This window comes from Nocardioides agariphilus, assembly GCF_015352445.1.
Taxonomy (GTDB): Bacteria; Actinomycetota; Actinomycetes; order Propionibacteriales; family Nocardioidaceae; genus Nocardioides; species Nocardioides agariphilus.
In genome coordinates this window covers 20,070-46,172 of record NZ_JADKPO010000014.1, presented here as the reverse complement: position 1 = coordinate 46,172, position 26,103 = coordinate 20,070, and the positions used below count along the sequence as shown (strand labels likewise).

25 protein-coding genes are annotated in these 26,103 nt (G+C 71.7%); 10 read left to right on the top strand and 15 right to left on the bottom strand.

Annotated elements, in window-relative coordinates; translation table 11 throughout:
* Window positions 1-25 precede the first annotated feature (25 nt).
* From ISU10_RS11895 to ISU10_RS11880, 4 genes are all read left to right on the top strand, one after another.
* Window positions 26-277, top strand: a complete 252-nt coding sequence (locus ISU10_RS11895; RefSeq protein WP_194696616.1) for a hypothetical protein — start codon at window positions 26-28, stop codon at window positions 275-277.
* Window positions 278-691, top strand: coding sequence for a tRNA (N6-threonylcarbamoyladenosine(37)-N6)-methyltransferase TrmO (gene tsaA, locus ISU10_RS11890; RefSeq protein WP_370865233.1), 414 nt, complete (start codon window positions 278-280; stop codon window positions 689-691).
* A gap of 52 nt (window positions 692-743) precedes the next feature.
* Window positions 744-1,931, top strand: coding sequence for an ATP-binding protein (locus tag ISU10_RS11885; protein WP_194696615.1), 1,188 nt, complete (start codon window positions 744-746; stop codon window positions 1,929-1,931).
* Between the two features lie 66 nt (window positions 1,932-1,997).
* Window positions 1,998-2,315, top strand: coding sequence for a helix-turn-helix domain-containing protein (locus ISU10_RS11880; protein WP_194696614.1), 318 nt, complete (start codon window positions 1,998-2,000; stop codon window positions 2,313-2,315).
* An 85-nt stretch (window positions 2,316-2,400) separates the two neighbouring features.
* On the opposite strand, the gene ISU10_RS11875 is transcribed toward ISU10_RS11880, so the two are convergent.
* The 3 genes from ISU10_RS11875 to ISU10_RS11865 all read right to left on the bottom strand — a co-directional run bounded on the left by ISU10_RS11875 (window position 2,401) and on the right by ISU10_RS11865 (window position 4,208).
* Window positions 2,401-3,000 carry a ClpP family protease gene (locus tag ISU10_RS11875; protein ID WP_194696613.1) on the bottom strand — a complete coding sequence of 200 codons (600 nt, stop codon included), beginning with the start codon at window positions 2,998-3,000 and terminating at the stop codon, window positions 2,401-2,403.
* Window positions 2,997-3,617, bottom strand: a complete 621-nt coding sequence (locus tag ISU10_RS11870; protein ID WP_194696612.1) for a ClpP family protease — start codon at window positions 3,615-3,617, stop codon at window positions 2,997-2,999. The genes ISU10_RS11875 and ISU10_RS11870 overlap by 4 nt, the downstream gene beginning before the upstream one ends.
* 63 nt (window positions 3,618-3,680) lie before the next feature.
* Window positions 3,681-4,208: an LOG family protein gene (locus ISU10_RS11865; RefSeq protein ID WP_194696611.1), complete on the bottom strand. Its 528-nt coding sequence runs from the start codon at window positions 4,206-4,208 to the stop codon at window positions 3,681-3,683.
* Between the two features lie 61 nt (window positions 4,209-4,269).
* Between ISU10_RS11865 and ISU10_RS11860 the strand changes: the two genes are divergently transcribed.
* Complete coding sequence (locus ISU10_RS11860) at window positions 4,270-5,238, top strand: NYN domain-containing protein (RefSeq protein WP_194696610.1); 969 nt, start codon at window positions 4,270-4,272, stop codon at window positions 5,236-5,238.
* A gap of 6 nt (window positions 5,239-5,244) precedes the next feature.
* Here ISU10_RS11860 and ISU10_RS11855 read toward each other — a convergent pair whose 3' ends face one another.
* From ISU10_RS11855 to ISU10_RS11825, 7 genes are all read right to left on the bottom strand, one after another.
* On the bottom strand, window positions 5,245-6,717 hold the full coding sequence (locus tag ISU10_RS11855) for an FAD-binding oxidoreductase (RefSeq protein WP_194696609.1): 1,473 nt from the start codon (window positions 6,715-6,717) through the stop codon (window positions 5,245-5,247).
* 122 nt (window positions 6,718-6,839) lie between these two features.
* Window positions 6,840-10,190 (bottom strand): ATP-binding protein, encoded by a 3,351-nt coding sequence (locus ISU10_RS11850; protein WP_194696608.1) that lies wholly within the window; start codon window positions 10,188-10,190, stop codon window positions 6,840-6,842.
* Between the two features lie 17 nt (window positions 10,191-10,207).
* Window positions 10,208-10,582, bottom strand: coding sequence for a VOC family protein (locus tag ISU10_RS11845; protein ID WP_194696607.1), 375 nt, complete (start codon window positions 10,580-10,582; stop codon window positions 10,208-10,210).
* A gap of 16 nt (window positions 10,583-10,598) precedes the next feature.
* Entirely contained in the window at window positions 10,599-12,113 is a 1,515-nt protein-coding gene (locus ISU10_RS11840; protein ID WP_228500612.1) for a pyridoxal phosphate-dependent decarboxylase family protein, read from the bottom strand.
* A gap of 93 nt (window positions 12,114-12,206) precedes the next feature.
* On the bottom strand, window positions 12,207-13,184 hold the full coding sequence (locus tag ISU10_RS11835) for a GNAT family N-acetyltransferase (RefSeq protein WP_194696606.1): 978 nt from the start codon (window positions 13,182-13,184) through the stop codon (window positions 12,207-12,209).
* Window positions 13,181-14,197 (bottom strand): glyoxalase superfamily protein, encoded by a 1,017-nt coding sequence (locus ISU10_RS11830; protein WP_194696605.1) that lies wholly within the window; start codon window positions 14,195-14,197, stop codon window positions 13,181-13,183. The genes ISU10_RS11835 and ISU10_RS11830 overlap by 4 nt, the downstream gene beginning before the upstream one ends.
* A 178-nt stretch (window positions 14,198-14,375) precedes the next feature.
* Window positions 14,376-14,771, bottom strand: coding sequence for an MmcQ/YjbR family DNA-binding protein (locus ISU10_RS11825; protein WP_194696604.1), 396 nt, complete (start codon window positions 14,769-14,771; stop codon window positions 14,376-14,378).
* Window positions 14,772-14,798: 27 nt separating this feature from the next.
* On the opposite strand from ISU10_RS11825, the gene ISU10_RS11820 reads away from it, so the two are divergent.
* The 3 genes from ISU10_RS11820 (at window position 14,799) to ISU10_RS11810 (ending at window position 17,922) form a co-directional block, all read left to right on the top strand.
* Window positions 14,799-15,653, top strand: coding sequence for a glycerophosphodiester phosphodiesterase family protein (locus ISU10_RS11820; RefSeq protein ID WP_194696603.1), 855 nt, complete (start codon window positions 14,799-14,801; stop codon window positions 15,651-15,653).
* A gap of 37 nt (window positions 15,654-15,690) precedes the next feature.
* Window positions 15,691-16,653, top strand: coding sequence for a DUF5926 family protein (locus ISU10_RS11815; protein ID WP_194696602.1), 963 nt, complete (start codon window positions 15,691-15,693; stop codon window positions 16,651-16,653).
* A 234-nt stretch (window positions 16,654-16,887) separates the two neighbouring features.
* Window positions 16,888-17,922, top strand: coding sequence for a hypothetical protein (locus ISU10_RS11810; RefSeq protein ID WP_194696601.1), 1,035 nt, complete (start codon window positions 16,888-16,890; stop codon window positions 17,920-17,922).
* Between the two features lie 27 nt (window positions 17,923-17,949).
* Here ISU10_RS11810 and ISU10_RS11805 read toward each other — a convergent pair whose 3' ends face one another.
* Window positions 17,950-19,182, bottom strand: a complete 1,233-nt coding sequence (locus ISU10_RS11805) for an arginine deiminase (protein ID WP_194696600.1) — start codon at window positions 19,180-19,182, stop codon at window positions 17,950-17,952.
* 25 nt (window positions 19,183-19,207) lie between these two features.
* On the bottom strand, window positions 19,208-19,798 hold the full coding sequence (locus ISU10_RS11800) for a TMEM165/GDT1 family protein (protein ID WP_194696599.1): 591 nt from the start codon (window positions 19,796-19,798) through the stop codon (window positions 19,208-19,210).
* Window positions 19,799-19,905: 107 nt separating this feature from the next.
* Here ISU10_RS11800 and ISU10_RS11795 point away from each other — a divergent pair, with 107 nt between their 5' ends.
* Window positions 19,906-20,682 carry a VOC family protein gene (locus ISU10_RS11795; protein ID WP_194696598.1) on the top strand — a complete coding sequence of 259 codons (777 nt, stop codon included), beginning with the start codon at window positions 19,906-19,908 and terminating at the stop codon, window positions 20,680-20,682.
* 297 nt (window positions 20,683-20,979) lie between these two features.
* On the opposite strand, the gene ISU10_RS11790 is transcribed toward ISU10_RS11795, so the two are convergent.
* Window positions 20,980-21,822, bottom strand: coding sequence for a prephenate dehydratase (locus ISU10_RS11790; protein WP_194696597.1), 843 nt, complete (start codon window positions 21,820-21,822; stop codon window positions 20,980-20,982).
* A gap of 72 nt (window positions 21,823-21,894) precedes the next feature.
* On the opposite strand from ISU10_RS11790, the gene ISU10_RS11785 reads away from it, so the two are divergent.
* A complete protein-coding gene (locus ISU10_RS11785; RefSeq protein WP_370865224.1) occupies window positions 21,895-22,308 on the top strand; it encodes a DUF4446 family protein in 414 nt (137 codons plus the stop codon).
* A 72-nt stretch (window positions 22,309-22,380) separates the two neighbouring features.
* Here the strand turns inward: ISU10_RS11785 and ISU10_RS11780 are convergent, their stop codons facing one another.
* Both ISU10_RS11780 and ISU10_RS11775 read right to left on the bottom strand, forming a co-directional pair.
* On the bottom strand, window positions 22,381-23,757 hold the full coding sequence (locus tag ISU10_RS11780; protein ID WP_194696596.1) for an aldehyde dehydrogenase family protein: 1,377 nt from the start codon (window positions 23,755-23,757) through the stop codon (window positions 22,381-22,383).
* Window positions 23,758-23,762: 5 nt separating this feature from the next.
* A complete protein-coding gene (locus ISU10_RS11775; RefSeq protein WP_194696595.1) occupies window positions 23,763-26,084 on the bottom strand; it encodes an aminotransferase class III-fold pyridoxal phosphate-dependent enzyme in 2,322 nt (773 codons plus the stop codon).
* Window positions 26,085-26,103: the final 19 nt, after the last annotated feature.

Sequence of the window (26,103 nt, the reverse complement as noted above, 5' to 3'; positions counted from 1 at the left end):
TCGGCGGTCGGGGTCACAATGACCCATGCCCACCGCGCGACCGCTGCCCGAGACGGGCTCGGTGTTCCTCGATGCCCGCGGGGGAGACCGCGCGCTGCGGGTCTCCTGGCATACCGATGCGGGCGTGGTGATCCTGTCGTTGTGGCACGGCAACGTGTGCAGCGGCTCGTTCCGGTTATCGGTCGACGAGGTGCCCGACCTGATCGAGATGCTGCGCGACGGGCTCGACCAGGCCTACTCCGAGGCCCTCGGCAGGCGTCACTCGCAGGCCGGCTGAGTGCCTGACTCCTACTCCCTGCGGTCGATCGGCGTGGTCCGGTCGCTGCTGGCCGACCGCAGCGAGGCTCCGCGCCAGCCCGACGAGGACGCTCCCGCAGCAGAGATCGTGCTCGACGACGATGTGTGTCCGGCTCTGGTCGGCATCGAGCCCGGCGACCGCATCGAGCTGCTGACCTGGCTGCACCTGGCTGACCGTTCGACGCTCTCGACCCATCCGCGCGGCGACGCCTCGCGACCGCTGACCGGGGTCTTCGCGACCCGCTCGCCCGACCGACCCAACCCGGTCGGCCTGCACACCGTCACCGTCACGGCGGTCCTCGGCAACGTCGTACGCGTCGATGGCCTCGAGGCCGTCGACGGCACTCCGGTCATCGACATCAAGCCCTCGCTCGGCGGGCTCGGTCTGCGCTGACCCGCCGCGCGAAATCTACGGATCGCGCTAGACACCCCGATACCGTCCGATCATGGACCCGATCCGCAACCCGTACGCGCCCGGCGCCGGGCAGCGACCGCCGGAGCTGGCCGGTCGCGACAAGGAGCTCGGTCAGTTCGCGGTCACGCTCGAACGCGTCGCCGCGGGGCGCCCCGAGCGGAGCATGGTGCTCAGCGGGCTGCGCGGCGTCGGCAAGACCGTGCTGCTCAACGCCCTGCGCGGTCAGGCGGTCCAGCGGGCGTGGGGAACTGGCAAGATCGAGGCCAGGCCCGACCAGAGCATCCGGATCCCGGTGGCGCAGGCCGTGACCGCCGCCATCCGCGAGGTCAGCCACCGACACCGCGATCCCGACCGGGTCGACGAGGTCGCGGGGGTCGTCAAGAGCTTCGCGCTGCGTACGCCGGTCGAGGACCGCAAGGGCATGCGCTGGACCCCACCGGCCGACGTACCCGCCGCCAAGGGCCGCGCCGACAGCGGCGACCTCGAGCTCGACCTGACCGAGCTGCTCTCCGACGTCGCGGCGGTCGGCGGCGACCTCGGCGTGGGCATCGCGCTGTTCGTCGACGAGATGCAGGACATCGCGCCCGACGAGCTCGCCGCGATCTGCGGCGCCTGCCACGAGATCAGCCAGCAGTCGGCGCCGTTCCTCCTCGTCGGCGCCGGGCTCCCGCACCTGCCGGTCGCGCTGTCGGCGTCGAAGTCCTACGCCGAGCGCCTGTTTCGATACGTCGTGGTCGACCGCCTAGCCCCGGCCGAGGCGCGGCGGGCGCTCACTGTGCCGGCCGACTCCGAGGACGTCGACTACAAGGACGACGCACTCACCGAGCTGCAGCGCCTGACGGGCGGCTACCCGTACTTCGTGCAGGCCTTCGGCAAGGCCACCTGGGACGTCGCGACCGAGTCGCCGATCACCCGCGACGACGTACTGGCTGCAGCTCCCGAAGCCGAGGCGGAGCTGGCCGTCGGGTTCTTCGGGGTCCGCTACGAGAGGGCGACCCCCGCCGAGCGCGACTACATGACCGCGATGGCCGAGCTCGGCGTCGCCTCGGGCGATGCTCCCGTCGCGACCGCCGACCTCGCCCGCCACCTCGGCCGCAAGCCGCAGTCGCTCTCGCCCGCCCGCGACGGCCTGATCAAGAAGGGCCTGGTGTACTCCGGCGAGCGCGGCCGCGTCGCGTTCACCGTGCCGCACTTCGGGCAGTTCCTGCGGGGCCGCTGACAGGCTCGGTTCAGCCCAGAGCGGAACGACGCGACGTACTGCTCGTTGCCGACCTACGGTGGCCGCATGGGTGAGGTGCTGCCGCTGCGACCGTCCTCCACTCCGGCGTCCGAGCAGGAGCCGCTCTGGCGTGAGCTGGTCGGGGCCGAGCTACGTCGCGAGCGGCTCGCCCGTGAGGAGCGACTGAGCGACGTCGCCGAGCGGGCGGGCGTCTCGACGCAGTACCTCTCCGAGATCGAGCGTGGCCTCAAGGACCCGTCGTCCGAGATCCTCTCCGCCGTCGCGGGTGCCCTCGAGCTCTCCGTCCGGAAGCTGTCCATCCGCGTCGCGCGGGCCTCGGTGTCGGCGTCGGGAACGTACGGCGCCCTCTGCCTCGCCGCCTGAGGTTGCCCGCCAGTTCTCTGGGTTGGCACGACATGCATTGGCCGACAACCCAGGGATTCCCCGGCCGGCCGGGGAATCCCTGCGGTCACCCAGCCACCACCTGCGAGCTCAAGACGGCGTCGGCGATGCCGTAGTCGACGGCGGCCTGGCCGGGGAGGACGAGGTCGCGGTCGGTGTCCTCGCGGACCTGCTGGGGGGTACGGCCGGTGTGGCGGGCCAGGATCTCCTCGAGCAGCGCGCGGATGCGGGCGACCTCGTCGGCCTCGACGATGAGGTCCGGGATGGTGCCGCGCTGCGAGGTCGCGGGCTGGTGCAGGACGACGCGCGCGTGGGGCAGCATCTGACGGTGGCCGGGCTCGCCGCCGGCGAGGAGTACGGCGGCCGTCCAGGCTGCCTGGCCGACACAGGTCGTCTCGACCGGCGCCGACACGAACTGCATCGCGTCGTAGATCGCCAGCATCGCGGTGATCGAGCCGCCAGGGGAGTTGATGTAGAGGCTGATCGGCGAGGCCGGCGCCTCCGAGGCCAGGTGCAGGAGCTGGGCGATGACGGCGTTGGCGACGCCGTCGTCGATCTCGGTGCCGAGGTAGATGATCCGGTCCGACAGCAGGCGGGAGTACAGGTCGACGGTGCGCTCGCCGCGCGGGGTCTGCTGGACGACGTACGGGATCGTGTAGGTGCTCATCGGGCGACCCCCGATGAGTGAACCAGTCCCACGAGGGTGCGGCCACCGGACGGAGCGACGTCGTCGACCGACGACACGACCTGGTCGACGAACCCGTACGCCTGCGCCTCCTGCGCACTGAACCACCGGTCGCGGCGCGAGTCGCGCTCGATCGTCTCGATGCTCTGGCCGGTGTCCTCGGCGACCAGCGCCAGCACGGTGTCGCGGGTGTAGCGCAGGTCCTTGGCCTGGATCTCGATGTCCATCGCGGTGCCGCCGATGCCGGCGGATCCCTGGTGCAACAGGATGCGCGCGTGCGGCAGCGCGTGACGCTTGCCCGGTGTGCCCGCCGAGAGCAGGAACTGGCCCGCGCTCGCGGCCATCCCCATGGCCAGCGTGGCCACGTCGTTGGGGATCAGCCGCATCACGTCGCGGATCGCGAGCATCGCCGACACCGAGCCGCCGGGGGAGTTGATCCAGAGGCTGATGTCGGCGCGTTTGTCCTCGGCCGAGAGCAGGAGCAGCTGGTGCATCAGCCGGTTGCCGTTGCCCTCCTCGAGGGCCTCGCCGAGTACCACGATCCGCTGGTGCATCAGGCGACGGGACAGCTCGTCGTCGAGCTGGGTCAGTGAGGTCATGCGCCCACGGTGACCGACGACGTACGCCGGCCGAAGGGCACGCCGCTGCAGGCAGATCTGCCCTCAGCGGAGCAGGTCCAGCAGCTCGGGCGGACCTGACGCGACCAGGAGCGCGCTGCGGGCGGACGCCGACACGTAGCCACTGGCGACCATGTGGTCGAGCAGAGCCAGCAACGGCGCCCAGAAGTCGTCGACGTCGTAGAGCGCGACCGGCTTGGCGTGCAGGCCGAGCTGGGACCAGGTGATGATCTCGATGAGCTCATCGAGGGTGCCGGTGCCGCCGGGCAGGGCGACGAACGCGTCGGCTAGCTCGGCCATCCGGGCCTTGCGCTCGTGCATGGTGTCGACCAGCTCGAGCGTGGAAAGACCGGTGTGGCCGACCTCGCGGCTGAACAGGTTGCGCGGCAGCACGCCGACGACATCGCCACCTGCCGACAGCGCCGCATCGGCGAGCACGCCCATCAGGCCGACGCCGGCGCCGCCGTACACGATCGCGTGCCCTGCCTCGGCGATGGCCCGACCCAGCTGGGCGGTCGCCGTCTGGTGGGTGGAGAGTCCGGGGGAGGAGCCGAGGAAGACCGCGATCCGCATGCGCCCATCATGGACGGGTGCCCCGCCCGGCTGGCCGCCCCACCGGACTAGGGTCGCGACCATGGCGGACCGGGTGGCGGTGTACTTCGACTTCGACAACGTGGTGATCTCGCGCTACGACAACCTCCACGGTGACAGCGCGTGGCGGCGAGATGACGCCCGCCACCACAAGCCCGACCTGGCGTCCGACGACCCGGTCGACGTCCGGCTGGCCGAGGCCGAGGTCGACCTCGGCGCGATCATCGACTACGCGGCGTCCTTCGGCACCGTGGCCTTCACCCGTGCGTACGCCGACTGGTCGGTCCCCGCCAACGCGGCCTACCGCAAGGCCCTGGTCGACAAGGCCGTCGACCTGGTGCAGATGTTCCCGGCCTCGGGAACCAAGAACGGCGCCGACATCCGGCTGGCCGTCGACGCCGTCGAGGACCTGGCCCGCCACGCCGACATCACCCACGTGGCGCTGGTGGCCGGCGACTCCGACTACGTGCCGCTGGCCCAGCGTTGCAAACGGATGGGGCGGTTCGTGGTCGGCATCGGCGTCGCCGGCTCGACGAGCCGTGCGCTGGTCAACGCCTGCGACGAGTTCCGCGCCTACGAGCGGCTGCCCGGCGTCTCGCCGCCGCCCCTGCCCCAGCCTCGGTCCAAGGTCGAGGCGGAGGCTGAGGCCGAGACCGGGGCGGAGACCGAGGCTGAGACCGGGGCTGGGCCAGGGACCAGGCCCGCCAAGAAGGCGGCTGCCAAGAAGACCGCCAAGAAGTCGACCGCCAAGAAGGCCACCTCACCCGAGCCACTCAGCCCTGATGACGAGGCGACCCGGCTCCTGTTGAGGGCCGTGCGCGTGGGCCTGCAGAAGAGCGATGACGAGTGGATCTATGCCTCCGGGGTGAAGAGCCAGATGCAGCGGATGAACCCGGAGTTCAACGAGAAGTCGTTCGGGTTCTCCTCCTTCAAGGCCTTCGTGGAGTCGCGGTCGTCAGTGGTCGCCTCCCGGGTCCACGACAACGGCCAACTGCTGATCCGCCTGGCCTAGCGGCCGTCACGAGCGGATCGGACGGTTGCTCCGGACGATCCCGAGCGGGTCGGCCACCTGCTTGGCTGCCGCGAGGCGGGCACGCGTCCCGGCGGACCACCACAAGGCGGGGTCCTGGTCCGACTCGAGGAAGTTGAGCAGCGTGCGCCCGCTGTCCACCGCGCTCACGGCGTCGGCGACGCGGGCGAACTGCCCGTGGATCGCCGGCACCAGCTCGGGTACGGCGGGCACGCCGAGGGCGAACACGGAGTACGGCTCGGTGACCGGTCCGTGCGATCCGGCGTCAGCAACCTCAGCGGCGAACGCGGCACCCAGGTGACGGATCTGGAAGACCGTCAGGGGTGAGCCGCTGTCGGGCCCGACGGCCGCGACGATCGCGGCAGCCGTCTGGTCGTCGAGCTCGCGCAACAGGTGCGAGGACTGCAGGCCCGGCATCGGTTCCGTCGGCTCGTCGGCGATCGAGCCGAGGGCGGCCATCGGCAGCTCGCCCATCAGGTCCATCGCGATGCCCTTGACCGAGCGGAACGGCGCGAGCATCCGTTCGCCCTCGACGGCGTTACCGAGGTAGGCCGCGGCCACCGATACGAAGGACTTGCCGCGGATCGGCTCGGGCAGCTCCGGGAACGGCGGGAACTGGTAGGTGTGGAACCACAAGGTCAGCTCGGGAGGAGCCGTCGCCGTGGCCGTGCGGAACGCGTCGAGCACGGCGGCCATCTGCTCGAGCGGCCACAGCAACCGGCCGCCGTACAGGCTCGGGGCGGGGTGCAGGGCGACCTCGATGCGGGTGATGATCCCGAAGGAGCCTCCGCCTCCGCGGACCGCCCAGAACAGCTCGGGCTCCTCGTCCGCCGAGAGCCGCCGCAGCCGGCCGAGGCCGTCGACGAGCTCGACGGTGACGACGCTGTCGGCGCCGAGCCCGAAGCTACGTCCGAACCAGCTGATGCCGCCGGTGATCGTCATGCCCACGACCGTCGGGTCGGGGTTGGAGCCGGCCAGGAAGGTCAGGCCGGTGCCGTCGAGGGCGGCGAGCAGCTCGCCGGACTTGACGCCGGCGCCGACCCACGCCGTACGCCGCTGCACGTCGACGCTGATCTCGTCCAGCGCGCGCGTGCGCAGGAGCAGCACACCGTCGGCGGCCTCGGACACGGCACTGTGCCCGGTGGGCTGGGCGGTCACGTCGACTCCGTGGTCGACGGCCCAGCGGATCGCGGCCTGCACGTCGTCGGCGTCGTGGACCTCGAGGACGGCCAGCGGCTGCTGGTCGACGTTGACGGTCCACGCCATCCGAGCCCGGTCCCAGGCGGGGTCCTCGGCGGTGTGGACGGTACCGACCACGCGGCGGCGCAGGTCGGCGATGGCGTGTGCGGTGTTGCCCCGAGGAGTGTCCCGAGGAGTGTCCCGAGGGGTGTCGCGAGGAGTGTCGCGAGGAGTGTTCTCGTGGGGGCCGCGCGTCTCGAAAGTGCTGGTGGAGTTCGTCATGGCACCACACTGGCGGGCAGCGCTTGTTGCGTACTTGTGCCTGACTTTCGCGGCCTCCGAGCCAGAGGTTGTCCGCCATTTCTATGGGTTGGCACGACATGCATTGGCCGGCAACCCAGGGATTACCCGGTCGGCCGGGTAATCCCCACCGGGCCGGCCTCAGCCAGCGACTCCAGGAGCGCGAGGGCCTTGCGGTGCCAGGGACGTACGCCGATGGCGGCGGTCAGCTCGACGGCGGAGGCTGCTTCGTCGAGGGCGCGGGGGTCGCCGAGGGCGTGGTGGCCGAGGGCGAGGAAGTAGTCGACGGCGCCGAGGTGGTCGACGGTGCCGTAGATCGCGACGGAACCGGCGTACGGCTCGAGGCGGGCGACCGCGTCGGCGAGCTCGTCGGTCGGCCCGGTCTCGGACAGGACGAGGACACGCAGGCACAGCGCGGCCTGGAGGGCGTAGTCGCTGGCACCGACCGGCGGCTGGGGGCCGAGCATGTCGTGGGCCGCCTCGGGCTCGCCGGACTCGAGCAGCGCGACCGCGACGATCGCGCGCATCGCCGGGCTGCCCTCACGGGCCCGCGTCACGATCTCCTGCGGCACCGCGCCGCCGGGGGGCAGGAGACGGACCCTGGCCAGGTTCTCCAGCTCGAAGGAGAAGATGTAGCCGCTCGTCTGGTGCAGCTCGAGGGCCGCCCGCGTCAGGTCGTCAGCCTCGGGGTCCTCGCGGTCGCGAGCCCTCGCGACGTGCCACCACGCCATCGGGATCTCCACGCCCGTGTGCCGCAGCGCCGACACCTCGACGGCGCACCCCGCCATCGCGGCGTCCGCCTCGTCGGGCCGGCCGATGTCGAACAGCGTCCCGCCGAGCCGGAACAGCATCAGCGCGCGTGGCTCCCCGACGAGCTCGAGGTCGAGCAGCTCCTGGAGCACGCCGAGCCGAACCTCGGCACCGCCCGGCTCCCACAGCTGGAGGGCGCGCACGAGCAGCACCTCCTGGAGGACGGCGACATCCCCACTGGTGCGGGCGAGCTCGATGGACCGGTTCCCGGCCTCGTTGGCGGCGGGTCCGTCCATCGCGTAGAACAGCTCCATCTGCAGGGCTGCCTGCAGCCGGGCCTCGTCGCGCGGGGCGGCGATCGCCGCCGACTCGCGCAGCAGCTCCAAGAAGTCCTCGTCGCGGACACCGTGCTCGCGCCAGGACCAGACGCCGGCACCGTTGAGCACGCTGACCGCGTCGGCGACCAGATCCGGTCGGCCGAGGTCGCGCGCGAGCCGGGACGCGGCCAGGATCTCCTGCCTGGCTTGGGGAGTGCCGGCCAGTCGTAGCAACGCGGCGGCCTTGCCGCGGTGGGCGTCGTACTCCGCCAACGTGCCGGTCTCCGCGTCGGTCATGGCCTGGTCCCACAGAGCCAGTGCCTCGGCGTGGGCGTGGCGAGAGGCGGCGAGCCTGGCCGCGCGGGCGAGCCAGCGGGCGGCACGCTCGGTCTGCGGCCGACCCAGTGGCGCGGCCTGGTGCGCGTGGTGGGCGATCGTGGCCGCGGTGTCGGGGTCGTCGCCGAGCCGGTCCTCCAAGACGGCGGCGGCAGCGTCATGGACGCGCATCTGGCGAGCCGCGCTGAGGGTCGCTGCGACGGCGTCGCGGGCCAGGGCGTGCACGAACGCGTAGCCGGCGCCGCGCTCCTCCAGCAGGCCGGCGGTGACGGCCAGGTCCAGGCGGTCCAGGAGGTCCGCGACCGGCTCCCGGGTCAGCTCGGCCAGCACGTCGGGGTCGACGAAGGGCCCGAGCACCGCGGCCGTGGCCAGCGTCGCCTGCGTGGGCTCGGGCAGGCGCGCGATCCGTTGGGCGAGGACTTCCCGCACGCCTTCGGGCACCGGCAGCGCTGCGGCGTCCACGGACTCCACGTCGGCCAGGCCCTGGAGGAGCCGGGCGTACTGCAGGACGAAGAACGGGTTCCCGCCCGTCACCTCGGCGACCCGCAAGTCCAGGCGCGGGTCGTGCTCGCCGACGGCCTCGGCGAGCAGCTGGCCGACCGCCTCGTCGTCGAGCCCGTCGAGAGGCAGCCGTTCGGCGCCTGCCCGGGCCAGCGCGGCCATCGTGTCGACGAGGTGGTCGCCCGGGTGTCCGTCGGCCGTACGCCGGGTGGTGACCACGACCAGGGGCGCTGGGGGTGCCGTGCTCGCCAGGTGCCGCAACAGCTGCAGGCTGGTCGCGTCGGCCCAGTGGATGTCCTCCAGGACCAGGAGCAGCGGCCGCCTCCACGCGGAGGCGACGAGCAGCTCGACGACGGCGTCGAACATCCGCAGCCCCGACCCGCCGGACAGGTCGGTCGGCGAGCCGCCGAGCAGCGGCGCTAGCTCGGGGGCCTGGTCGGCCTCGGCCAGGCCGCGCACGATCGTGACCCAGGGCCACAGCGCCGGCGCGTAGTCGCCCTCGTGGCAGCGCCCGACCAGTACATCGATGCCGGCCTCGGCCGCGAGCCGGGAGAGGTCGGCGACCAGCCTGGTCTTGCCGATGCCGGCCTCGCCCGAGACCGCCAGGTAGTGCGTGCGCCCCGAGGCCCGGGCAGCATCGAGCACCGAGGCGGCAGCAGCGGTGACACCGGCGCGGCCGGCGGTGGCGGTACTGGGCGTACCACTGGGCGTACCACTGGGCGTACTGCTGGGCGTGCTGCTGGGCGCCGGGGACGGGCTCGGAGCCGGTCGGGAAAGGGGCGTCGTCGCCGGCGGTGCGGCGATGGCGAGGTCCTGGGCGAGGACCGCCTGCTCGAGCTGCCGGGCCCGATCGGACGGGTCGACGCCGAGGTCCTCGGCCAGGCGGGACCGCAGCGTACGCAGGGTCTCGAGGGCCTCGGCCTGACGGGCCGACTGGTACTGCGCCAGGGCGAGCAGGCACCACAGGCCCTCGCGATAGGGCTCGGCCGGTGCGAGGGGGGAGAGCAGGAGGGCCGCATCCCCCGGGCGTCCGCAGTCGAGCAGGGCGCGGGCACGGGACTCGTGGACCACCATCCGGAGCTCGCGGAGCCGGTCGGCCTCGGCGACGGCCATCGGCGCGGTGCACCCGGAGTACGGGTCGCCCGTCCACCAGCTGTCCGCCTCGTCGGCACGCTGCAGGGCCTCCTCGGGCGAGCGGGCCGCAGCCACCGCCGATGCGGCGGCCTCGAAGGCCCACGTGTCGACATCGAGCGCGTCGGCGTGCACGGCGTACCCGGCGGCGGTGCTGACCAGGCGGGTCCCGGCCCGGCTGCTGCGATCGGGCTCGAGGATGCTGCGCAGTCGCGAGACCGAGACCTGCAGCATCCCGAGCGCGGTCGGTGGTGCGTCTGCTCCCCAGACCTCGGTGACGATGCGCTCGGCGGGTACGGGCGAGCCGTGCGCGGCCAGCAGGACCGCGAGCACGCCGCGGTCTCGGCCGCGGGTCAGCACGTGGCGGGTGTCGTCGACCGTCACCGCCATCGCGCCGAACGCGGTGTAGGTCACGGGCACGCGGGCATCGTAGGTGGTCAGCCGCCGTAGGGCCGGGTGATCGCCTCGAGCACGTGACCGTCGGGTGCGAGCCAGTAGACGCCGCGGCCGCCGTCGTGGTGGTTGATCTCGCCGGGGTGTCGCTGGTGCGGGTCGGCGAAGTAGGTGATGCCGCGCTCGGTGAGGCGTGCGAAGACGGCGTCGAACTCGTCCTCGCCGACGAGGAACGCGTAGTGCTGGGCATGCACGCGACCGGCCTGCATCACCGAGAGGATCGCGTCGTTGGTGAGGTGGACGTTGAGGAACGGCGGCTCGTCCTCGGCCGCGGGCAGACCGAGGACCCAGGTCAGGAAGCCAGCGGTCGCGCGCTGGTCGGTCGCGTTGACGATGGTGTGGTTGAGCTCGATCTTCATGGCACCAGCCTCGGGGTCAGTACTTTCCTGCTGCTTGCGCCGCGCTTGCCACCACGGCGGCCCAGGTCCGGTCGATGTCCGCCTCGGTGGTGCGCCACGATCCGGTGGCCAGGCGCAGCGCCGCTCGGCCCTCGACCTTGGTGTGGGACAGGTACGCCGTGCCCGACGCGTTGACGGCCTCCATCAGGTCCATCGTCAGCTGGTCGCTGGCCTCTTCGCTGGCATCTTCACTGGCCCCTTCACCGGCCCCTTCACTGGCCCCTTCACTGGCCCCTTCACTGGCACGGAGCCGGAAGACGACCAGGCCCAGCACCGGCTCGGTGACGATCTCGAACCGGTCGTCGGCACGCACCAGGTCGGCGAAGCGGGAGGCCTGGGCGACGCCTGCCTCGATATGGGCGCGCAGGCCGCTCAGCCCGTACGTGCGGAGTACGGTCCACAGCTTCAGCGCGCGGAACCGGCGACCCAGCTGCGGGTGCCAGTCGCGGTAGTCGACGACGGCGCCCGACTCGGTGGCCGGGTTGCGGAGGTACTCGGGGAGGATCGACAGCGCCCCGACGAGCGCCGCGCGGTCGCGGACCCAGAAGGCGCTGCAGTCGAAGGTCGTCAGCAGCCACTTATGCGGGTTGGTGACGTAGGAGTCGGCGTGCTCGACGCCCTCGTGGATCCAGCGGTGCTCGGGGCACACGGCCGCCACCCCCGCCCACGCCGCATCGACGTGCAGCCAGGCGCCGTGCTCGCGCGCCACCTCCGCGATCGCTGCGGTGGGGTCGATCGCGCCCGTGGACGTCGTACCGACCGCCGACTGGACCAGCACCGGTCGCACCCCCGCCGCCACGTCGGCCGCCATCGCCTCGCGAAGTGCCGCCACGTCCATCGCCTGGGTCTCGGGGTCGACGGCGATCGAGCGGACGGCCCGCTCGCCGAGGCCGCTCATCATCGCGGCCTTGAGCAGCGAGGAGTGCGCCTGCGTGGAGCCGTAGATCGCGAAGGAGCCCTGCGTGAGGCCGTCCACGCGGGCCGACCCGCCGGTGGCCCGATGGAGCGCGGCGAGCACGGCGGTGAAGGTCGCCGTCGACGCGGTGTCCTGGATGACCCCGCCCCCCTCGCCGTCACGAGCGAACGTGTCCGGCAGCGCGAGGGCGACGCGCAGCTGCTCGAGAACGACCTGCTCGAGCTCCGTGGCGGCGGGACTGGTGGCCCAGATCATCCCCTGCACCCCGATGCCACTGGAGAGGAGGTCGCCGAGCACTCCGGCCGGTGAGGAGTTCGCCGGGAAGTACGCGAAGAACCTCGGGTGCTGCCAGTGCGTCAGGCCTGGCACCAGGTGGGCATCGAGGTCCGCCAGTACTGCGTCGAGGGCCTCCGGCTCCTCGGGTGCTGTCGTGGGCAGCGCCGCCGCCACCTCGCCGGGCCTGACCTGGGCGAGTACGGGGAGGTCGCCGACCCGCTCCCAGTAGTCCGCGATCCAGTCCACCACCCGGTGTCCCTGCTCGCGGAACTCCTCGGGCGTCAGGTGGGGTCGGGTCATGGCTGCACGCTAACGGGATCGGTGGTCGCGGTTGTCGAGACCTGGACGTGGTCTCGACAGGCTCGACCACCGGATGAGCCACCGGGTGAGGACTCACGGCAGGCGCAGCACCCACTCGTCGCCGTCGTCTCCGACGACGCTGAGGCCGAGGCGCTCGTACAGCGCCAGGGCGCGTGGGTTGTCCTTCTCGACCGAGAGACCGAAGCCGCGCCCGGACGCCGCCGCCTCGGCCATCAGGTCGCGGACGATGTGGGTGCCGATGCCCTTGCCCTGGTGGGCCGGCAGCAGCTGGAGACCGGAGAGAGCGACGAGCTCTGGGGTGCGTACGACGCGGAGCCGGCCGACGTCGACGCCGTACGCCGTCACCACGGAGGTCGTACTGTCCGGCACGCCGGGGCCCAGCTGCTCGCGGGTCCACTCGAGGAAGCCCTCGCGGTACTCGGCGCGGTCGAGCTCCGCGGGGAACCTGCCCTGGTCCTCGGTCGCCGCCATCGCCGCGTCGGTCAGGAACTCGGCATCGGCCGGGGTGGCCGGCCGGATCGCGACGCGCTCGGCGGGCAGCAGCGAGTAGACGAGCGAGTCGAACCAGCGCCCGCCCGGGTAGCGGGCCGACTGCCGCTCCCGCCCCTCGCAGGTGAACCCGGCGCGCTCGACGACGCCCACGGACGCGGTGTTCTGGGGGTCGACGCGGGCGAAGACCCGCATCAGCCCGTGCTCGCGGAAGCCCCAGTCGGCCACGAGGAGGAGGGCACGGGTCGCCAGGCCGCGCCCGCGGACGGACTGGCGCAGGAAGTACGCCGCCTCGCCGACGCCAGGGTCGGCGAACCGCAGCATCGCGCCACCCACCACGTGCCCGTCGACGACGACGCGGAACACCCCGCCCCAGCCGTCGGCCCAGGCACCCTCCGACCGTTCGATGTTGGCCAGCGCCTCGGCCTCGCCGGGAAGGTCGCCGTCCCAGAGCATCCAGTGACGCGTGTCCGCCTCGGAGTAGACCTCGCTGATGTCGCGGGCGTCGGCCGGTACGGCTCGCCGCAAGGTGAGCTCTCTGTCGACGAGGGTGTCGGTCATGTCGGCTCGTCCTCGGGCTTCCCGGGCGGCAGCGGCCGACCCTCGGCCAGCGCCGCGAAGCGGTCCAGCAGGATGTGCCACTCGCTGAACCGGGCCCTCCCCGCGACGTTGCCAGCGGTCCAGCCACCGTGGCTGAAGTGCACGATCGTGCCGTCGCCCAGCTGCTCGAACCGCACATCGAGGGTGCTCGGGTGGTCGGGATCCTGGGCGAGCGTGAAGTCCATCGCGAGGCGCTGCCGCGGCTCGTAGGCGGTCACGGTGCCCCAGCGGTACGCCGACCCGTCGGCGATCCGCATCACGCACTCGCCGCCGACCCGCGGCTCGATCGCGACGTCGCTCAGACCGGGTGGTGCGTAGGCCGGGTGCCACCAGCTCCCGATCTCGCGGGTGAACACCTCGAACGCACGCTCGGGCGCGCACGCCACGACGTACGCATGCTCGATCGGCCCTGCTGCGGTGCCACCGCCCTCGGTCGGGATGTCGTCCTCGACGAGCTGGTGGAAGACCAGCCGGTTGGCGAACGGGTCGATGACCGCGACCTCCAGGCCCCACGGCATGGTCTCGATGCCGGGGCTGGCGTAGGAGTACTCGCGCTCGTGTAGCTCCCTGTGCAACCTCTTCACGTCGCTGACGAGGATCCGCACGGTCGCGCCGGGGCTGGCATCGCCGTGGTGCTCGCTGAGGTGCAGCACGGCGCCGTCGCGGCTGGCCTGGAGGTAGACCGGTGAGTGGTCGTCGAAGGTGTGCTCCCAGTCGACGCTGAAGCCGAGGAACTCGGAGTAGAACTCGCGGGCCTTGGCCACCTCGAAGATCCGGAGTACGGGGATCACCGGGCCGAAGTCGCCGCCGGGCTGGGCGGGTCGGGCTGCCAAGGTGTTCCAGTCGCGGGCGCCATGCTGGTGTGCGACCAGCTCGAGAGCCTCGGAGTGGGTGAGGTCGACGCCGCGGTCGACGAGGTCGGCGCGAAGCCTCCTGGCCTGGTCCTTGTACGGCGCCTTGAGGTCTGTCGACATGCTGCTCTGCTTCCCGGGCGGACGGGTCCTCGATGGACAGGTGCAGGTGCCTGCGTTGCTGCGTGGTCCGCCCCAGGTGTGCAGGCGTGTCACAGGCAGTCGTGGTACTCGTCACGGGCATTCACCGAGCCCGGTCTCCCGGGTGCAGGCGGCCGGCTGCCCTGGCCGTGCCGGAAGACTACGCCGGAGCCGACGGCCGCGACACCTGCTCGGCCAGGTCGCGAGGGGCCTGCACGCAGTAGGAGTCGGTGAGCAGCTCGCCGAGCTCCTCCCAGTCGGTGTGCGCGTCGAGGAGCATGCCGACCACGTTGCGTCCCCAGCCGGCCCGGAAGTACGGCGGCCCCAGGTGCTGCAGGGCCATCACCTCGTCGGGCTCGGCCCGGAACACCACCCGGAACAGCTGGTCCTCGCCGCCGAAGACGTGCGCGACCGTGTTCCCCGCCACCTGCCAGTGGATGCCGACCCAGGCCGGCTCCTGCCGGCACTGGGGGAGGGCGTCGAGGACCCGGCCGATCCGCCGCACGAGGTGAGCGGGGACCTCCGGCCGGTCGCGCCGAGGGTTGCCACGGGCCACGGGTCCAGCCTGCCAGAATGGCTGCCCATGGAGTCGGCCGTGCGGCCCCAGGTCGTCGCTCACCGGGGTGCCAGCCACGAGAGCGCCGAGCACACCCTGGGTGCCTACCTCAAGGCGCTGGACCAAGGTGCCGAAGCACTGGAGTGCGACGTCCGGCTGACCGCCGACGGCCACCTGGTGTGCGTCCACGACCGCGACCTGCGGCGTACGGCGAGCACCAAGGGCGTGGTGTCCTCGATGGAGCTGGCCGACCTCAGCCAGCTCGACTTCGCCTCGTGGAAGAACCCGTGGGCAGACCTGGACGACGAGGCGCCCGACCGCGACCCCGACCGTGATGGCGTGCTCACCTTGCGGCGACTGCTCGAGACCGTGGCGGCCTACGAGCATCGCGTCGAGCTGGCCATCGAGACCAAGCACCCGACCAGGTACGCCGGGCTGGTCGAACGCAAGCTGGTCGAGATGCTCGCGGAGTTCGGCTGGCACGAGGCCGACGCGCCCGTGCGGGTGATGAGCTTCTCCTACGTCGCGCTCCAGCGCGTGCAGCGCCTGGCGCCTGACCTGCCGCTCGTGATGCTCCTGGAGCATGCCCGCCACTGGCCGGTGCTGCGTCCCCTGGTCGACGACGACTGGATCGTCGGCCCGGGCATCGCCACCTTGCGCAAGCACCCGACGTTCGCCCGCCGTCTTGCCGACTCCGGCCGCGACATCCACGTCTGGACGGTCAACCAGGAGGAGGACCTGCGTACCTGTCTCGCCCTCGGCGTGAAGGCCGTGATCACCGACCGTCCGAGGTTCGTGCTCGACCTGCTCGACAACGTCTGGCCCCTCCCACCGCCGATTCGTCAGAGCAGGCGTCGCGGCGCGGACCCGGCCGACCGCTGACGAATCGGGGCGGGGGCCGGTCGATAGGGTCGCCGCCATGGCCAAGAAGTCCCGGACCAGACAACGCGCTGGGCAGCGCGAGCAGAGCGCCACCCGTCACGAGGGTGAGGTCGGGCCGCGCCAGCCGTGCCCGTGCGGGTCCGGCCGTCGCTACAAGAACTGCCACGGGTCCCAAGACGGTGCCGCGGTGTACGTCGCTCGGCCGTTCGAGGGTCTGCCGTGGGAGTGCGATCTCGTGGCGCTGCGGGAGCTGGTCCCGTCCGCCACCGCCCCGCTGAGGGTCGAGGACACCACGCGCGAGGTCACCTTGTGCACGCTGCTGCCGATGGCGGCGCCGGCGATGGTGCGTGACTCAGCTGAGGTCTGGCTCGGTCTCCAGGTGCAGCACAGCTTCGGCGACCCGTCCCGGGACCTGGCCGCCGTGCTGATCAACGCTCTCGGCGCCGCCGAGGAGGGCAGGGGTGCCGGCATCGTCGGCCTCACCGACCCGCCCGGCCTCGGCCCGCGTCTGCAGGACCTGGTCACCAACGACAAGCTCGAGATCACCGTGCACGACGGCTTCGGCTTCTGGGTGGCCGACGCCGAGGAGGACGCCGCGACGGCTGCCGCCCTCGAGCAGGCCAACGCGGCCGCCTCGCCCACGGCGAGGCTGACCAGCGTCGAGGCGGCGTACTGGACCAACGTCGGCACCAAGGAGCACCTGCGCTGGGTGATGCCGCAGCCGGAGGGCGAGTTGCTCGACGCCCTGGCGCGGTTGCACGCCGCGGGTCGCGACAAGATCGCTGAGGAGTCGCGGCTGGTCGGGATGTTCCGCGCCCACGGTCTGCTGGTGCCGGTCTGGGACCTCCCTGTCGGCACGGGTGCGGAGGCTCTCGAGGAGGCGGCCGACGCGTTCGCGACCGCACTGGGAGAGGCCCTGGCCGACGGCTCGGCGCTGACCAGCGAGGAGCGCTCGGCCCGCGCCGGCCTGGCCAACCGACAGGTCACGCTGCGCAACTGAGCGCTCTCACCCGCCGACGATGTGACTCTCGTCATCGTGGCCGCGGAGAAGTCGTGTTGATCTCGCGTGGATGCTTTGTGTCAATGGTGACGATCGGTTAGCGTCGTTCTCGACCCGGTCGTTGTCGCATCCCCCGTCGACAACGGCCGGGTTCTTCCTTGTCGACCGCCGGCTCGCTGACAACCTCCGGGACGATCCGGGCGTCCCAGCGGCATGGGGACACGGGGACTCGGGATGGTCGCAGCGTCGGCGGCGCTGCTGGTGTCGACGATGCTGACAGGGTGCGGGGAGGCGGGTCCGCCCGACCGCGCCACCCCCCAGCAGCCGGTCGCGACACCGAGCTCGGTCGAGGACCTGCCCACCGGCCGGCCGACCTCCTTTGCGTTGCTGAGCGACGGAGTCCTGCACGTGGACGGCTTCTCGATCAGCACTGACGCCGACCGGCTCGTGCATCGCGGTGGCACCACCCTGGTCGGCAGCGTTGACGAGCAGCACAGTCGTTGGTGGCTGGTCGACGGCGGGCGTCTCGAGCCGTTGATCGACGACGCGACCGCCTACCTGGTGCCGGTGCTCTCAGCCGACGGAGGTACGGCCGCCTGGCGCGTCGATGCGACCGTGACCAAGGTCGACGACACGACCTCGCGTTACCACTGGGAGCTCGTCGTCTTCGACGTGCCCTCGCGGACCGTGCTCGGCACGACCGGCCTCGATGGCGATGTGACGTGCTGCGACCAGGGCGGCCTGCTGATGATCACCGGCGTCACCAACGACGGTCGCGTCGGCCTCTCGGGCGGCCCGGCCGGCAACCTGTCGATCTGGCGTGCCGGGGACGCGCTCCTGCCGGTGAAGGTGCGGGCGTCGTCGTACTCCGGCTTCGACCCGTGGCCGCTGGGCGTGAGCTACGTGCTGGCCGCGGATCCCGGAGCGCGGGTCAGCTTCGGGAGGGTCGACGCGGCTGGCGTGGTCACCGAGGTCGGCTGGACCAGGGCCACGGCGATCTGGTCGGCGGACGGGAGGCGCGTCGTCGACCGCGTCTCGAGCCGCTCGACACAGACGAGTCGACTCGAGGTCTCGGTGCCGGTCACCGGCGCGACCGTACCGCTCGCACTCCCGCCCGCGCCCGACTGGCAGGCGCTCGGCTGGGAGGACGACGGCCACGTGGTCGCGGCGCGCGTGAGTACGCCGGACGCCGGCCCCCCGACGTATCTCGCGGTGGTGCGGTGCGAGGCAGCTAGCGGTGCGTGTGAGCGAGTGCATGCCAGTGCTTGACCGCTTGCCGCGCGCTGCCTGGTCCGCCTAGCCCGGGAGGTCGGCGCGGCTGATGGGGCAGCTCATGCAGCGCGGGCCCCCGCGGCCGGAGCCGAGCTCGGAGCCGACGATGCGGACGACCTCGATGCCGGCGTCCTCGAGACGGGAGTTGGTCTCGTCGTTGCGTTCGTAGGCGACCGCGACGCGTGGGGCGATGGCGAGGGTGTTGTTGCCGTCGTCCCACTGCTCGCGCTCGGCGGTGACCGGGTCGAGGCCGGTGTCAATCTGGTGCAGGGTGTCGATGGCCATCGCCTTGGCGGCGGCGACCAGGAACGGCTCGGCGTCGGCCACGTGGAGCACGAGGTCGGAGTCGGTCTCGCCGTGCTCGGCGACCGTCACGGTGTAGGCCTGCAGGGTGCCGGCGACGTTGGGGTACATCACGATCTTGTCGACGTCGACCATCGTCAGCACCGTGTCGAGGTGCATGGTGGCGCGCTCCTGGGCGATCGGCACCGCCAGCACCGTGTGCACGAGGCCCTGGTGCATGATCTCGCGCGCGAGCTGCTCCACGCCGGCCGGCGTCGTACGTTCGCCGACGCCCACGGCGACCACGCCGGGAGCCAGGAGGAGTACGTCGCCGCCCTCGACGTGCTCGTCGCGCCAGCCGTGGAGGGTGCCGGTGCCGGCGAACCTCGGGTGGCGGGTGTAGATGAGCTCGGTCAGCTGGGTCTCGCGCTTGCGAGCGGGCATGGCCAGCGAGGTGATGGCCACCCGGTCGCGGATCCAGACGCTGGAGTCGCGGGTGAACAGCAGGTTGGGCAGTGGGTCGACGATGAAGTCGTGCTCGTCGATGAGCGAGGTCACCAGCCCGAACCCGCCGCGCACCTCGTCGTTGCGGATGCCGGCGGTCAGGTAGGTCGTCAGCTGAGCGGGGGAGGACTCGGTGAGCAACGGCCGCAGGTAGGTGCGCATGGTGTCGCCGATGTGCAGCTGGGTGAGCGCGGTCTCGATCGCCTCGGCCCGCACGCTCTCGTCGGCGAACGTCTCGGTCAGCAGGTCGGTGAGGTAGAGCACCTCGACGCCGCGACCGCGCAGCGCCTCGGCGAACGCGTCGTGCTCGTCTTGTGCCCGAGACACCCACGGAATCCCGTCGAAGAGCAGGCGGTCGTTGTTGCGCGGGGTCAGTCGCTTCAGCTCCAGGCCCGGCCGGTGCAGCATCACGGTCTGGAGGGTCCCGACCTCGGAGTCGGCTCCCAGCGGGGGCGTGTGCTCATCGGTCATGCCGCGACTCTATGAGACAGCGTCGTCAGGCGACGAGTTCGTACACCGTCAGCAGCCCGAGAACCAGGCAGACCGCAGCGCCGGCGTAGTGCAGCGCGTGCAGCGGCAGCCAGCGCAGCAGCTGGCGCCCGACGACGACCGCGAGGCCGCTCACGACCAGCAACGCCAGCAGTGCGCCGATGAACACCGAGACGGGTGCGTCGTAGCGGGTGACCAGGGTGATGGTGAGCAGCTGGCTCAGGTCGCCCCACTCGGCGGCGAAGATCACCAGGAAGCAGGCGAGCACCTGGCGCAGGCCGCGTACGTCGCGCGCGTTGGCGACGAACTCCTCGCCTGACGACTGATGGTGTGACCGGCCCTCGCGGAAGAGGACCACCGCACCGATCAGGAACATCGCGGCCGCCACGCCGCGCACCAGACCGTCGGGCAGGAACGAGGCAGCATGTCCGAGCAGGACCGCCACCGTGGTCTGCACGGCGAAGGCCAGGCTCACGCCGATCCACACGAACAGCGGCCGGTATCGCGTGGCGAGCACCAAGGTGGCCAGCAGCGTCTTGTCGGGGAGCTCGACGAGGAAGACGGTCCCGAACGCGACGGCAAGCGCGACCAGGTCCACGGCCCGAACCTACCGAGACGTCAACAGACCCCCCGCACAGACCCGTTGTATCAGCGCCTGCCCGGGTGTTTCCTGAGGGGAGAGAAGCGCGGGGAGGGAGTCACGGCATGCCCGTCTTCGATGACTACGCCCAAGGAACGCCCAACTGGGTCGAGCTGATGACGCCCGACCAGCGCGGGGCCGCGGACTTCTACGGCGCGCTGTTCGGTTGGCAGATGGTCGAGAACCCGCTCGACGACGGCCACGTCTACATCGTCGGCAACCTCCAGGGCGACGCCGTTGCCGGCATCACCTTCCAGCTGCCCGAGCTCGAGGGTCACCCCGCGTTCTGGAACGTCTTCCTCGCGGCCGACGACGTCGACGCGGTGGCTGCGAGGGTCGGGCCGGCCGGAGGTGTGGTCGAGGCCGAGCCGTTCGACTTCTTCGACTACGGCCGCACCGCACGCATCCAGGACCCCACCGGAGCCCGGGTCTCGCTGTGGCAGCCGAGGTCCGTGCGGACCGTACGTGCCAACGAGCCCGGCACCCCGATCTGGAACGAGCTGCTCACCCCCGACGTCGGACGCGCCACGCAGTTCTACTCCGACGTACTCGGGCTGAGTTCCGACACGCACCCGGTGCCGTGGGCGAGCGTGCCGACCTACACGACGTTCGCGGCTGCTGGCCGCCAGATCGCCGGCGTGGCGCCGCCCCTGGAGGAGGCACCACCCCACTGGAACGTCTACTTCAACGTCGTCGACGTCGAGGAGTCCGTCGCCCAGGCCGAGGCCCTCGGCGCCAAGCTCATCGTGCCCGCCTACGACCTCGAGGCCACCGGCCGGATGGCCACCCTCACCGACCCCCACGGTGCCCTGTTCTGCCTGATCGAGTCCGCCGCTGGTTGAGGAAGGCGCGCTGGCGTAGGGAAGCCGCCGCTGGTTGAGGAAGGCGCGCTGGCGTAGGGAAGCCGCCGCTGGTTGAGGAAGGCGCGCTGGCGTAGGGAACCCGCCGCTGGTTGAGGAAGGCGCGCTAGCGCCTGTCTCGAAACCCGGCGAGTAGGGAGTCCGCCGCTGGTTGAGGAAGGCGCGCTGGCGTAGGGAATCCGCCGCTGGTTGAGGAAGGCGCGCTAGCGCCTGTCTCGAAACCCGGCGAGTGGAGTGCCTGCCAGTTGCTGGGTTTCGAGACGGGCCCGACGGCCCTCCTCAACCAGCGGTGGCCCGGAACGGGTCGGCGGGGTAGACGCCGAGGATCTTCACGTCGGTGGTGAAGAAGCGCAGCTCCTCGAGGGCCCGGTGTACGGGCGGGTGGTCGGGGTGGCCGTCGACCTCGGCGAGGAACTGGGTGGCGGTGAACTCCCCACCCACCATGTAGCTCTCCAGCTTGGTCATGTTGACGCCGTTGGTCGCGAAGCCGCCCAGCGCCTTGTAGAGCGCGGCCGGCAGGTTGCGGACGTTGAAGATGAACGAGGTGACGATCGGCCCGTTGTCGGCCGGTGCCTCGACCAGGTCGCGCGAGAGCACCACGAACCGGGTGGTGTTGTGGTCCTCGTCCTCGACATCGGCGGCGAGCACGTCGAGGCCGTAGATCTCGGCCGCGAGCGGCGGCGAGATCGCGGCCTGCGTGGGGTCGCCGGCCTCCTTGACCTCGCGCGCGGCGCCGGCGGTGTCGCCGGAGATGACCGGCGTCAGGTCGTGCTCGCGGATCACCTTGCGGCACTGCCCGAGCGCGTGGACGTGGCTGTGCACCGTCTTGATCTGGTCGATCGAGCTGCCGGGCAGGCCCATCAGCGCGAACTGGATGCGCAGGAAGTGCTCGGCGACGATGTGCAGGCTGCTGGCCGGCAGGAAGTGGTGGATGTCGGCGACCCGCCCCGCCAGGGAGTTGTCGATCGGGATCATCGCAAGGTCGGCCTCGCCCCCCTCGACGGCGGCGAAGACGTCCTCGAAGCTCGCGCAGGCCAGCGCCTCCCAGTCGGGGTAGTGCTGCTGGCACACCAGGTGGGAGTTGGAGCCGGGCTCGCCCTGATAGGCGATCTTGTCGGGCACCCGCGCAGTTTCCCACCGTCGCCCCGGTCGCGGCGGCCGGGTTCCCAAGAGTCGGTCGGTTAGCGTCCCGGAGTGAGCCTCATCCTCGTGGTCCTGGTCGGGCTGGCCTGCGTGCTGTTGGCGGCGCTCGTCGCCGTACTCATCGTCGTCGTGACGCGATCGCGGGCCGCGCGTCGACCTACCGGCATCGACGCAGTGCCCGAGGACGTCCTGGGTCTGCGCCAGGAGGTGGCCGCGCTGCGGGCCGAGGCGCGCGGGGCGCTGCGCCACCTGTCGGTGGTCAGGTACGACGCCTTCGAGGACATGGGCGGCCACCTCAGCTGGTCGCTCGCCCTGCTCGACGACAGCGGCGACGGAGTCGTGCTGACCGCGATCCACGGTCGCTCGGACGCGCGTACCTACGCCAAGAACGTCACCGGCTGGCGTGGCGACCAGCAGCTCTCTCCCGAGGAGGAGGAGGCCCTCAGCGGCGCTCGCGCGGGATAGTCCGGTACGAGCGGAACCCTGGAAGCACGGTTCGAGGGTTCGGTTCGTACCGGACTATCCCGAGGGGCCGAGTCAGCGCTGCACGTAGAACAGGCGCTTGTTGACGAACTCCTCGATGCCGAGCGGGCCGAGCTCGCGACCGAACCCGGACCGCTTCGTACCTCCGAAGGGCAGGTCGACGCCCTCTCCCGCGGGGGTGTTGACGTTGGCCATGCCGACCTCGAGCTGTGCGGCGACCTGGACGGCGCGCTCCTCGTCGGTGCTCCAGACGGCACCGCCGAGCCCGTAGTCGACGGCGTTCGCGAGCTGTACGGCGTCCTGGTCGCTGGAGACCTGGTAGACCACCGCCACCGGGCCGAAGAGCTCCTCGCGGTAGGCCCGCATCTCGGGTGTGACCCCGGTCAGCACGGCGGGGGCGAAGTACGCCCCGGGGCCGTCGGGCAGGGTGCCGCCGGCGTGGAGGGTCGCGCCCTTCTCGACGGCGTCGCGCACCTGGTCCAGGAGCCTCTCCGCGGCCGCTCGCGAGACCATCGGCGCGTACTCGCCCTTGGCGCCCGCGCCCTCCGTGCGCGGCTTCATCTCCAGCGCCCGCTTGGTGAGTCCGGAGACGAACTCCTCGAAGATGTCGTCCATCACGATCATCCGCTTGTTGGAGTTGCACGCCTGGCCGACGTTCTCCATCCGGGTCGCCCATGCGGTCTCGGCGGCCTCGTCGACGTCCGCCGTGTCGAGCACGATGTAGGGGTCGGACCCACCGAGCTCGAGCACGACCTTCTTCAGGTGTCGCCCCGCCTCTGCGGCCACGGCGGCGCCGGCCCGCTCGGACCCCGTGAGCGAGACGCCCTGCACCCGGGGGTCGGCGATCATCGAGGCGACCTGCTCGTGCGTGGCGAAGAGGTTGACGTAGACGCCCTCGGGAACCCCCGCGGCCTGCATGATGTCGGCGATCGCGAGCGCCGACGTCGGGCAGTTCTCGGCGTGCTTGAGGATCACGGTGTTGCCGACCACGAAGTTGGGAGCCGCGAACCGGGCCACCTGGTAGAAGGGGTAGTTCCACGGCATGATCCCGAGGATCGTGCCGACTGACTTGTACTCCACCCGGGCGTCGGGGTTGCCGGGCAGCGGCCGCGGCGCGATCATCTCCGGTCCGCTGTCGGCGTAGTAGGTGAAGATCTCGCCGGAGAACTCGGCCTCGCCCGAGGCCTCCGACTGCGCCTTGCCCATCTCCAGCGACGCGATCTTGCTGAGCTCCTCGGCTCGCTCGGCGAAGAGCGAGCCGACGCGGCGCGCGATCTCGGCGCGCTCCTCGACCGGACGCGCAGCCCAGTCTGCGTAGGCACCGGCCGCCGAGGCGAGCGCGCTCTCCACCTCCGCATCGGTCGCGGGCGAGAAGGTCTGCACGACCTCGCCGGTGCTGGGGTCGGTCACTTGGTAGGCAGGCTGCGACATGGTTCTCACTCCTGGGTTGGTTGCTGCGGTTGGTCGATGAGGGTCTCCGCGATCGCCCGGGCCACGGCGTCCGCGACCTCGTCGATCTGGGCGTGCGTGATGGCCAGCGGCGGCCGGATCTTCAGTACGTCGTACGTCGGTCCGGTCGTGCCGACCAGCACGCCGAGCTCGCGGACACGGTCGGTGACCCGGCTCACGGCCTCGGCGGCGGACCCGGCCAGGTCGACCCCCACCAGTAGGCCGCGGCCGCGGATCTCCCGCACGGCGCCGGTGTCGGCGGTCCGCTCGTGCAGTCGCGCCACGAGGCGTTGGCCCATGGCGCGCGCATGGGAGACCAGGTCGTCGTCCTCGATCACGTCGAGCACGGCCAACCCGGCTGCGGCCGCCACCGGGCTGCCCGCGAAGGTGCTGAAGAACTCGGCCTGTTCGCCCAGCGCCGTGACGTAGCTGCGGCGCGTGAGCACCGCGGCGATCGGGTGGCCGTTGCCCATCGGCTTGCCGAGCGTCACGATGTCCGGCGCCAGGCCGGCCGAGACGAACGACCAGAGGTGGTCGCCCGCACGGCCGAAGCCGGCCTGGACCTCGTCGGCCACCACGAGGGCGCCTGCCCCGCGAGCCGTGGCGGTGAGCTCACGGTGGTACGACGAGTCCGGCGTATGGATGCCGTCGCTGGTGTACAGCGGGTCGACGATGACCATCGCCGGCCGGTGGCCGCGCGCGCCGAGGCGCTCGATGGCATCGCCGAATGCTGCGATGTCTGGGTCGCGCCCCACGGGTGCGGCGAACCGCTCCACGTGGTCCGGTCTCCAGCCGCTGCGCCACTCCTCGGGCGAGAAGTCGTTGGTCGCGGTCGTGACGCCGTGGTAGGCGAAGTGCGTGACCAGCGCGCCGGTGTGGCCGGTCGCGGCTCGGGCCAGCCGCCAGGCCAGGTCGGTCGCCTCGCTGCCGGAGTTGAGCAGCAGCACGGTGTCGAGGTCACCGGCGAGCCCCGGCGGCAGGGTCGCGACCAGCCGCTCGCCGAGCTCGATCGCCTTGGGGTGCAGGTAGCGCAGGTTGATCGCCAGCAGTCGGGCCTGGTCGGCGATCGCTCCGCTGACGCGGGGATGCGCGTGCCCGACGACCGGCACGTTGTTGTAGGCGTCGATGTAGGTCCGCCCGTCGCTGTCGGTGAGCGTCGCTGCGCTACCGCGCACGAGGTGGACCGGGTCGGAGTAGGTCAGCTCGGCGAGCGCATCGCCGAACACCGCCGTACGGCGTCGCGTCAGCTCGACCGTGTCGGGCGGCGGGGTGGGGCCACCGAGTCGGCGCGTCACCTCGTCGGGGCCGAGCTCGGCGAACTGGGCCAGCAGGCTGAGCGAGATCGCGTCCCAGGCTTGGATGTAGGCGGCGTTGTCGGGATGCCCTGCCGCACGCCAGCTGGAGATGCACAAGGTGATCGCGGCCCGGACGGCCGTGGTGTCCCCGAGGGCGGCCAGCTCCTCGGGCTCGAGCGGGGTGACGCTGCGGTAGCCGTCGAGGAAGCGTCGGAGCGTGGCGAACAGCGCGTCGTCCCGCATCGTCGAGGCCAGCGACCCGAACGCCGCCGCGATGTCGGAGACCAGGGTGGAGTGCGTCAGGTCGCCCAGGTCGATGATGCCGGTGACCTCGCCGTCGTCGCCGACGAGCAGGTTGTCGAGGGACAGGTCGGAGTGGACGAGCTGGGCGCGCAGCGTCGACCACACCGGTCCGACCCGCTGGTCGAACCCGTCGAAGGCGGACTCGACCAGGCGACGCGTGTCGGGGTCGGCGATGTGAGCGGAGAGCCGGCGCGTCTGGTCCTTCTCCTCGACGTGCCACAGGAGCTTGCGTCCGGCGGCCGGGTGGAAGAACCCGCGCAGCGCCTTGGACAGGCGCGCGGTGGCGGCGCCGTAGGCGACCACGGTCGGCGGCGCGAGCTCTGAGCCGAGCAGACCGGCGCGTCCGGGCAGTCGGTCGTAGGCGCGGAGGAAATGGGCCTCCCCGGTATCGGGGTGGCGGACGACGACATGGTGGGCGCCGTCCTTCAGGGTGCGTGGCGTGCTGAGCGGCAGGCCGGGGTCCGCGGCGACCGCCCAGAGGGCTGCGGACTCCTCGAGGTCGATGTTGGCCGGCGACTCTGCCGCGTTGGAGACCTTGACCACCAGCTGCTCGACCTCGTCACCGAACAGGACGACCTGGTCCCGCTCGCTGTTGAGGCGCTGCAGCACCCGGCCCTCGACCCCGAACGCGTCGAGGACCAGCTCGGCGATGGAGTGGTCGGCGAGCCGTGGCGCCGAGCTGGTGAGGACGTCGTCGGACACGCTGGTCACGAGCGGAGCCTATGACTGA

Excerpts from the sequence above, each read along its gene's own strand:
- ISU10_RS11880 (WP_194696614.1), top strand. The coding sequence starts at position 1,998 with ATGGGTGAGGTGCTGCCGCTGCGACCGTCCTCCACTCCGGCGTCCGAG.
- ISU10_RS11860 (WP_194696610.1), top strand. The coding sequence starts at position 4,270 with ATGGCGGACCGGGTGGCGGTGTACTTCGACTTCGACAACGTGGTGATC.
- ISU10_RS11820 (WP_194696603.1), top strand. The coding sequence starts at position 14,799 with ATGGAGTCGGCCGTGCGGCCCCAGGTCGTCGCTCACCGGGGTGCCAGC.
- ISU10_RS11815 (WP_194696602.1), top strand. The coding sequence starts at position 15,691 with ATGGCCAAGAAGTCCCGGACCAGACAACGCGCTGGGCAGCGCGAGCAG.
- ISU10_RS11830 (WP_194696605.1), bottom strand. The coding sequence starts at position 14,197 with ATGTCGACAGACCTCAAGGCGCCGTACAAGGACCAGGCCAGGAGGCTT.
- ISU10_RS11780 (WP_194696596.1), bottom strand. The coding sequence starts at position 23,757 with ATGTCGCAGCCTGCCTACCAAGTGACCGACCCCAGCACCGGCGAGGTC.
- ISU10_RS11885 (WP_194696615.1), top strand. The coding sequence starts at position 744 with ATGGACCCGATCCGCAACCCGTACGCGCCCGGCGCCGGGCAGCGACCG.
- ISU10_RS11835 (WP_194696606.1), bottom strand. The coding sequence starts at position 13,184 with ATGACCGACACCCTCGTCGACAGAGAGCTCACCTTGCGGCGAGCCGTA.
- ISU10_RS11845 (WP_194696607.1), bottom strand. The coding sequence starts at position 10,582 with ATGAAGATCGAGCTCAACCACACCATCGTCAACGCGACCGACCAGCGC.
- ISU10_RS11865 (WP_194696611.1), bottom strand. The coding sequence starts at position 4,208 with ATGCGGATCGCGGTCTTCCTCGGCTCCTCCCCCGGACTCTCCACCCAC.
- ISU10_RS11795 (WP_194696598.1), top strand. The coding sequence starts at position 19,906 with ATGCCCGTCTTCGATGACTACGCCCAAGGAACGCCCAACTGGGTCGAG.
- ISU10_RS11855 (WP_194696609.1), bottom strand. The coding sequence starts at position 6,717 with ATGACGAACTCCACCAGCACTTTCGAGACGCGCGGCCCCCACGAGAAC.
- ISU10_RS11810 (WP_194696601.1), top strand. The coding sequence starts at position 16,888 with ATGGTCGCAGCGTCGGCGGCGCTGCTGGTGTCGACGATGCTGACAGGG.
- ISU10_RS11895 (WP_194696616.1), top strand. The coding sequence starts at position 26 with ATGCCCACCGCGCGACCGCTGCCCGAGACGGGCTCGGTGTTCCTCGAT.
- ISU10_RS11875 (WP_194696613.1), bottom strand. The coding sequence starts at position 3,000 with ATGAGCACCTACACGATCCCGTACGTCGTCCAGCAGACCCCGCGCGGC.
- ISU10_RS11870 (WP_194696612.1), bottom strand. The coding sequence starts at position 3,617 with ATGACCTCACTGACCCAGCTCGACGACGAGCTGTCCCGTCGCCTGATG.
- ISU10_RS11840 (WP_228500612.1), bottom strand. The coding sequence starts at position 12,113 with ATGACCCGACCCCACCTGACGCCCGAGGAGTTCCGCGAGCAGGGACAC.
- ISU10_RS11805 (WP_194696600.1), bottom strand. The coding sequence starts at position 19,182 with ATGACCGATGAGCACACGCCCCCGCTGGGAGCCGACTCCGAGGTCGGG.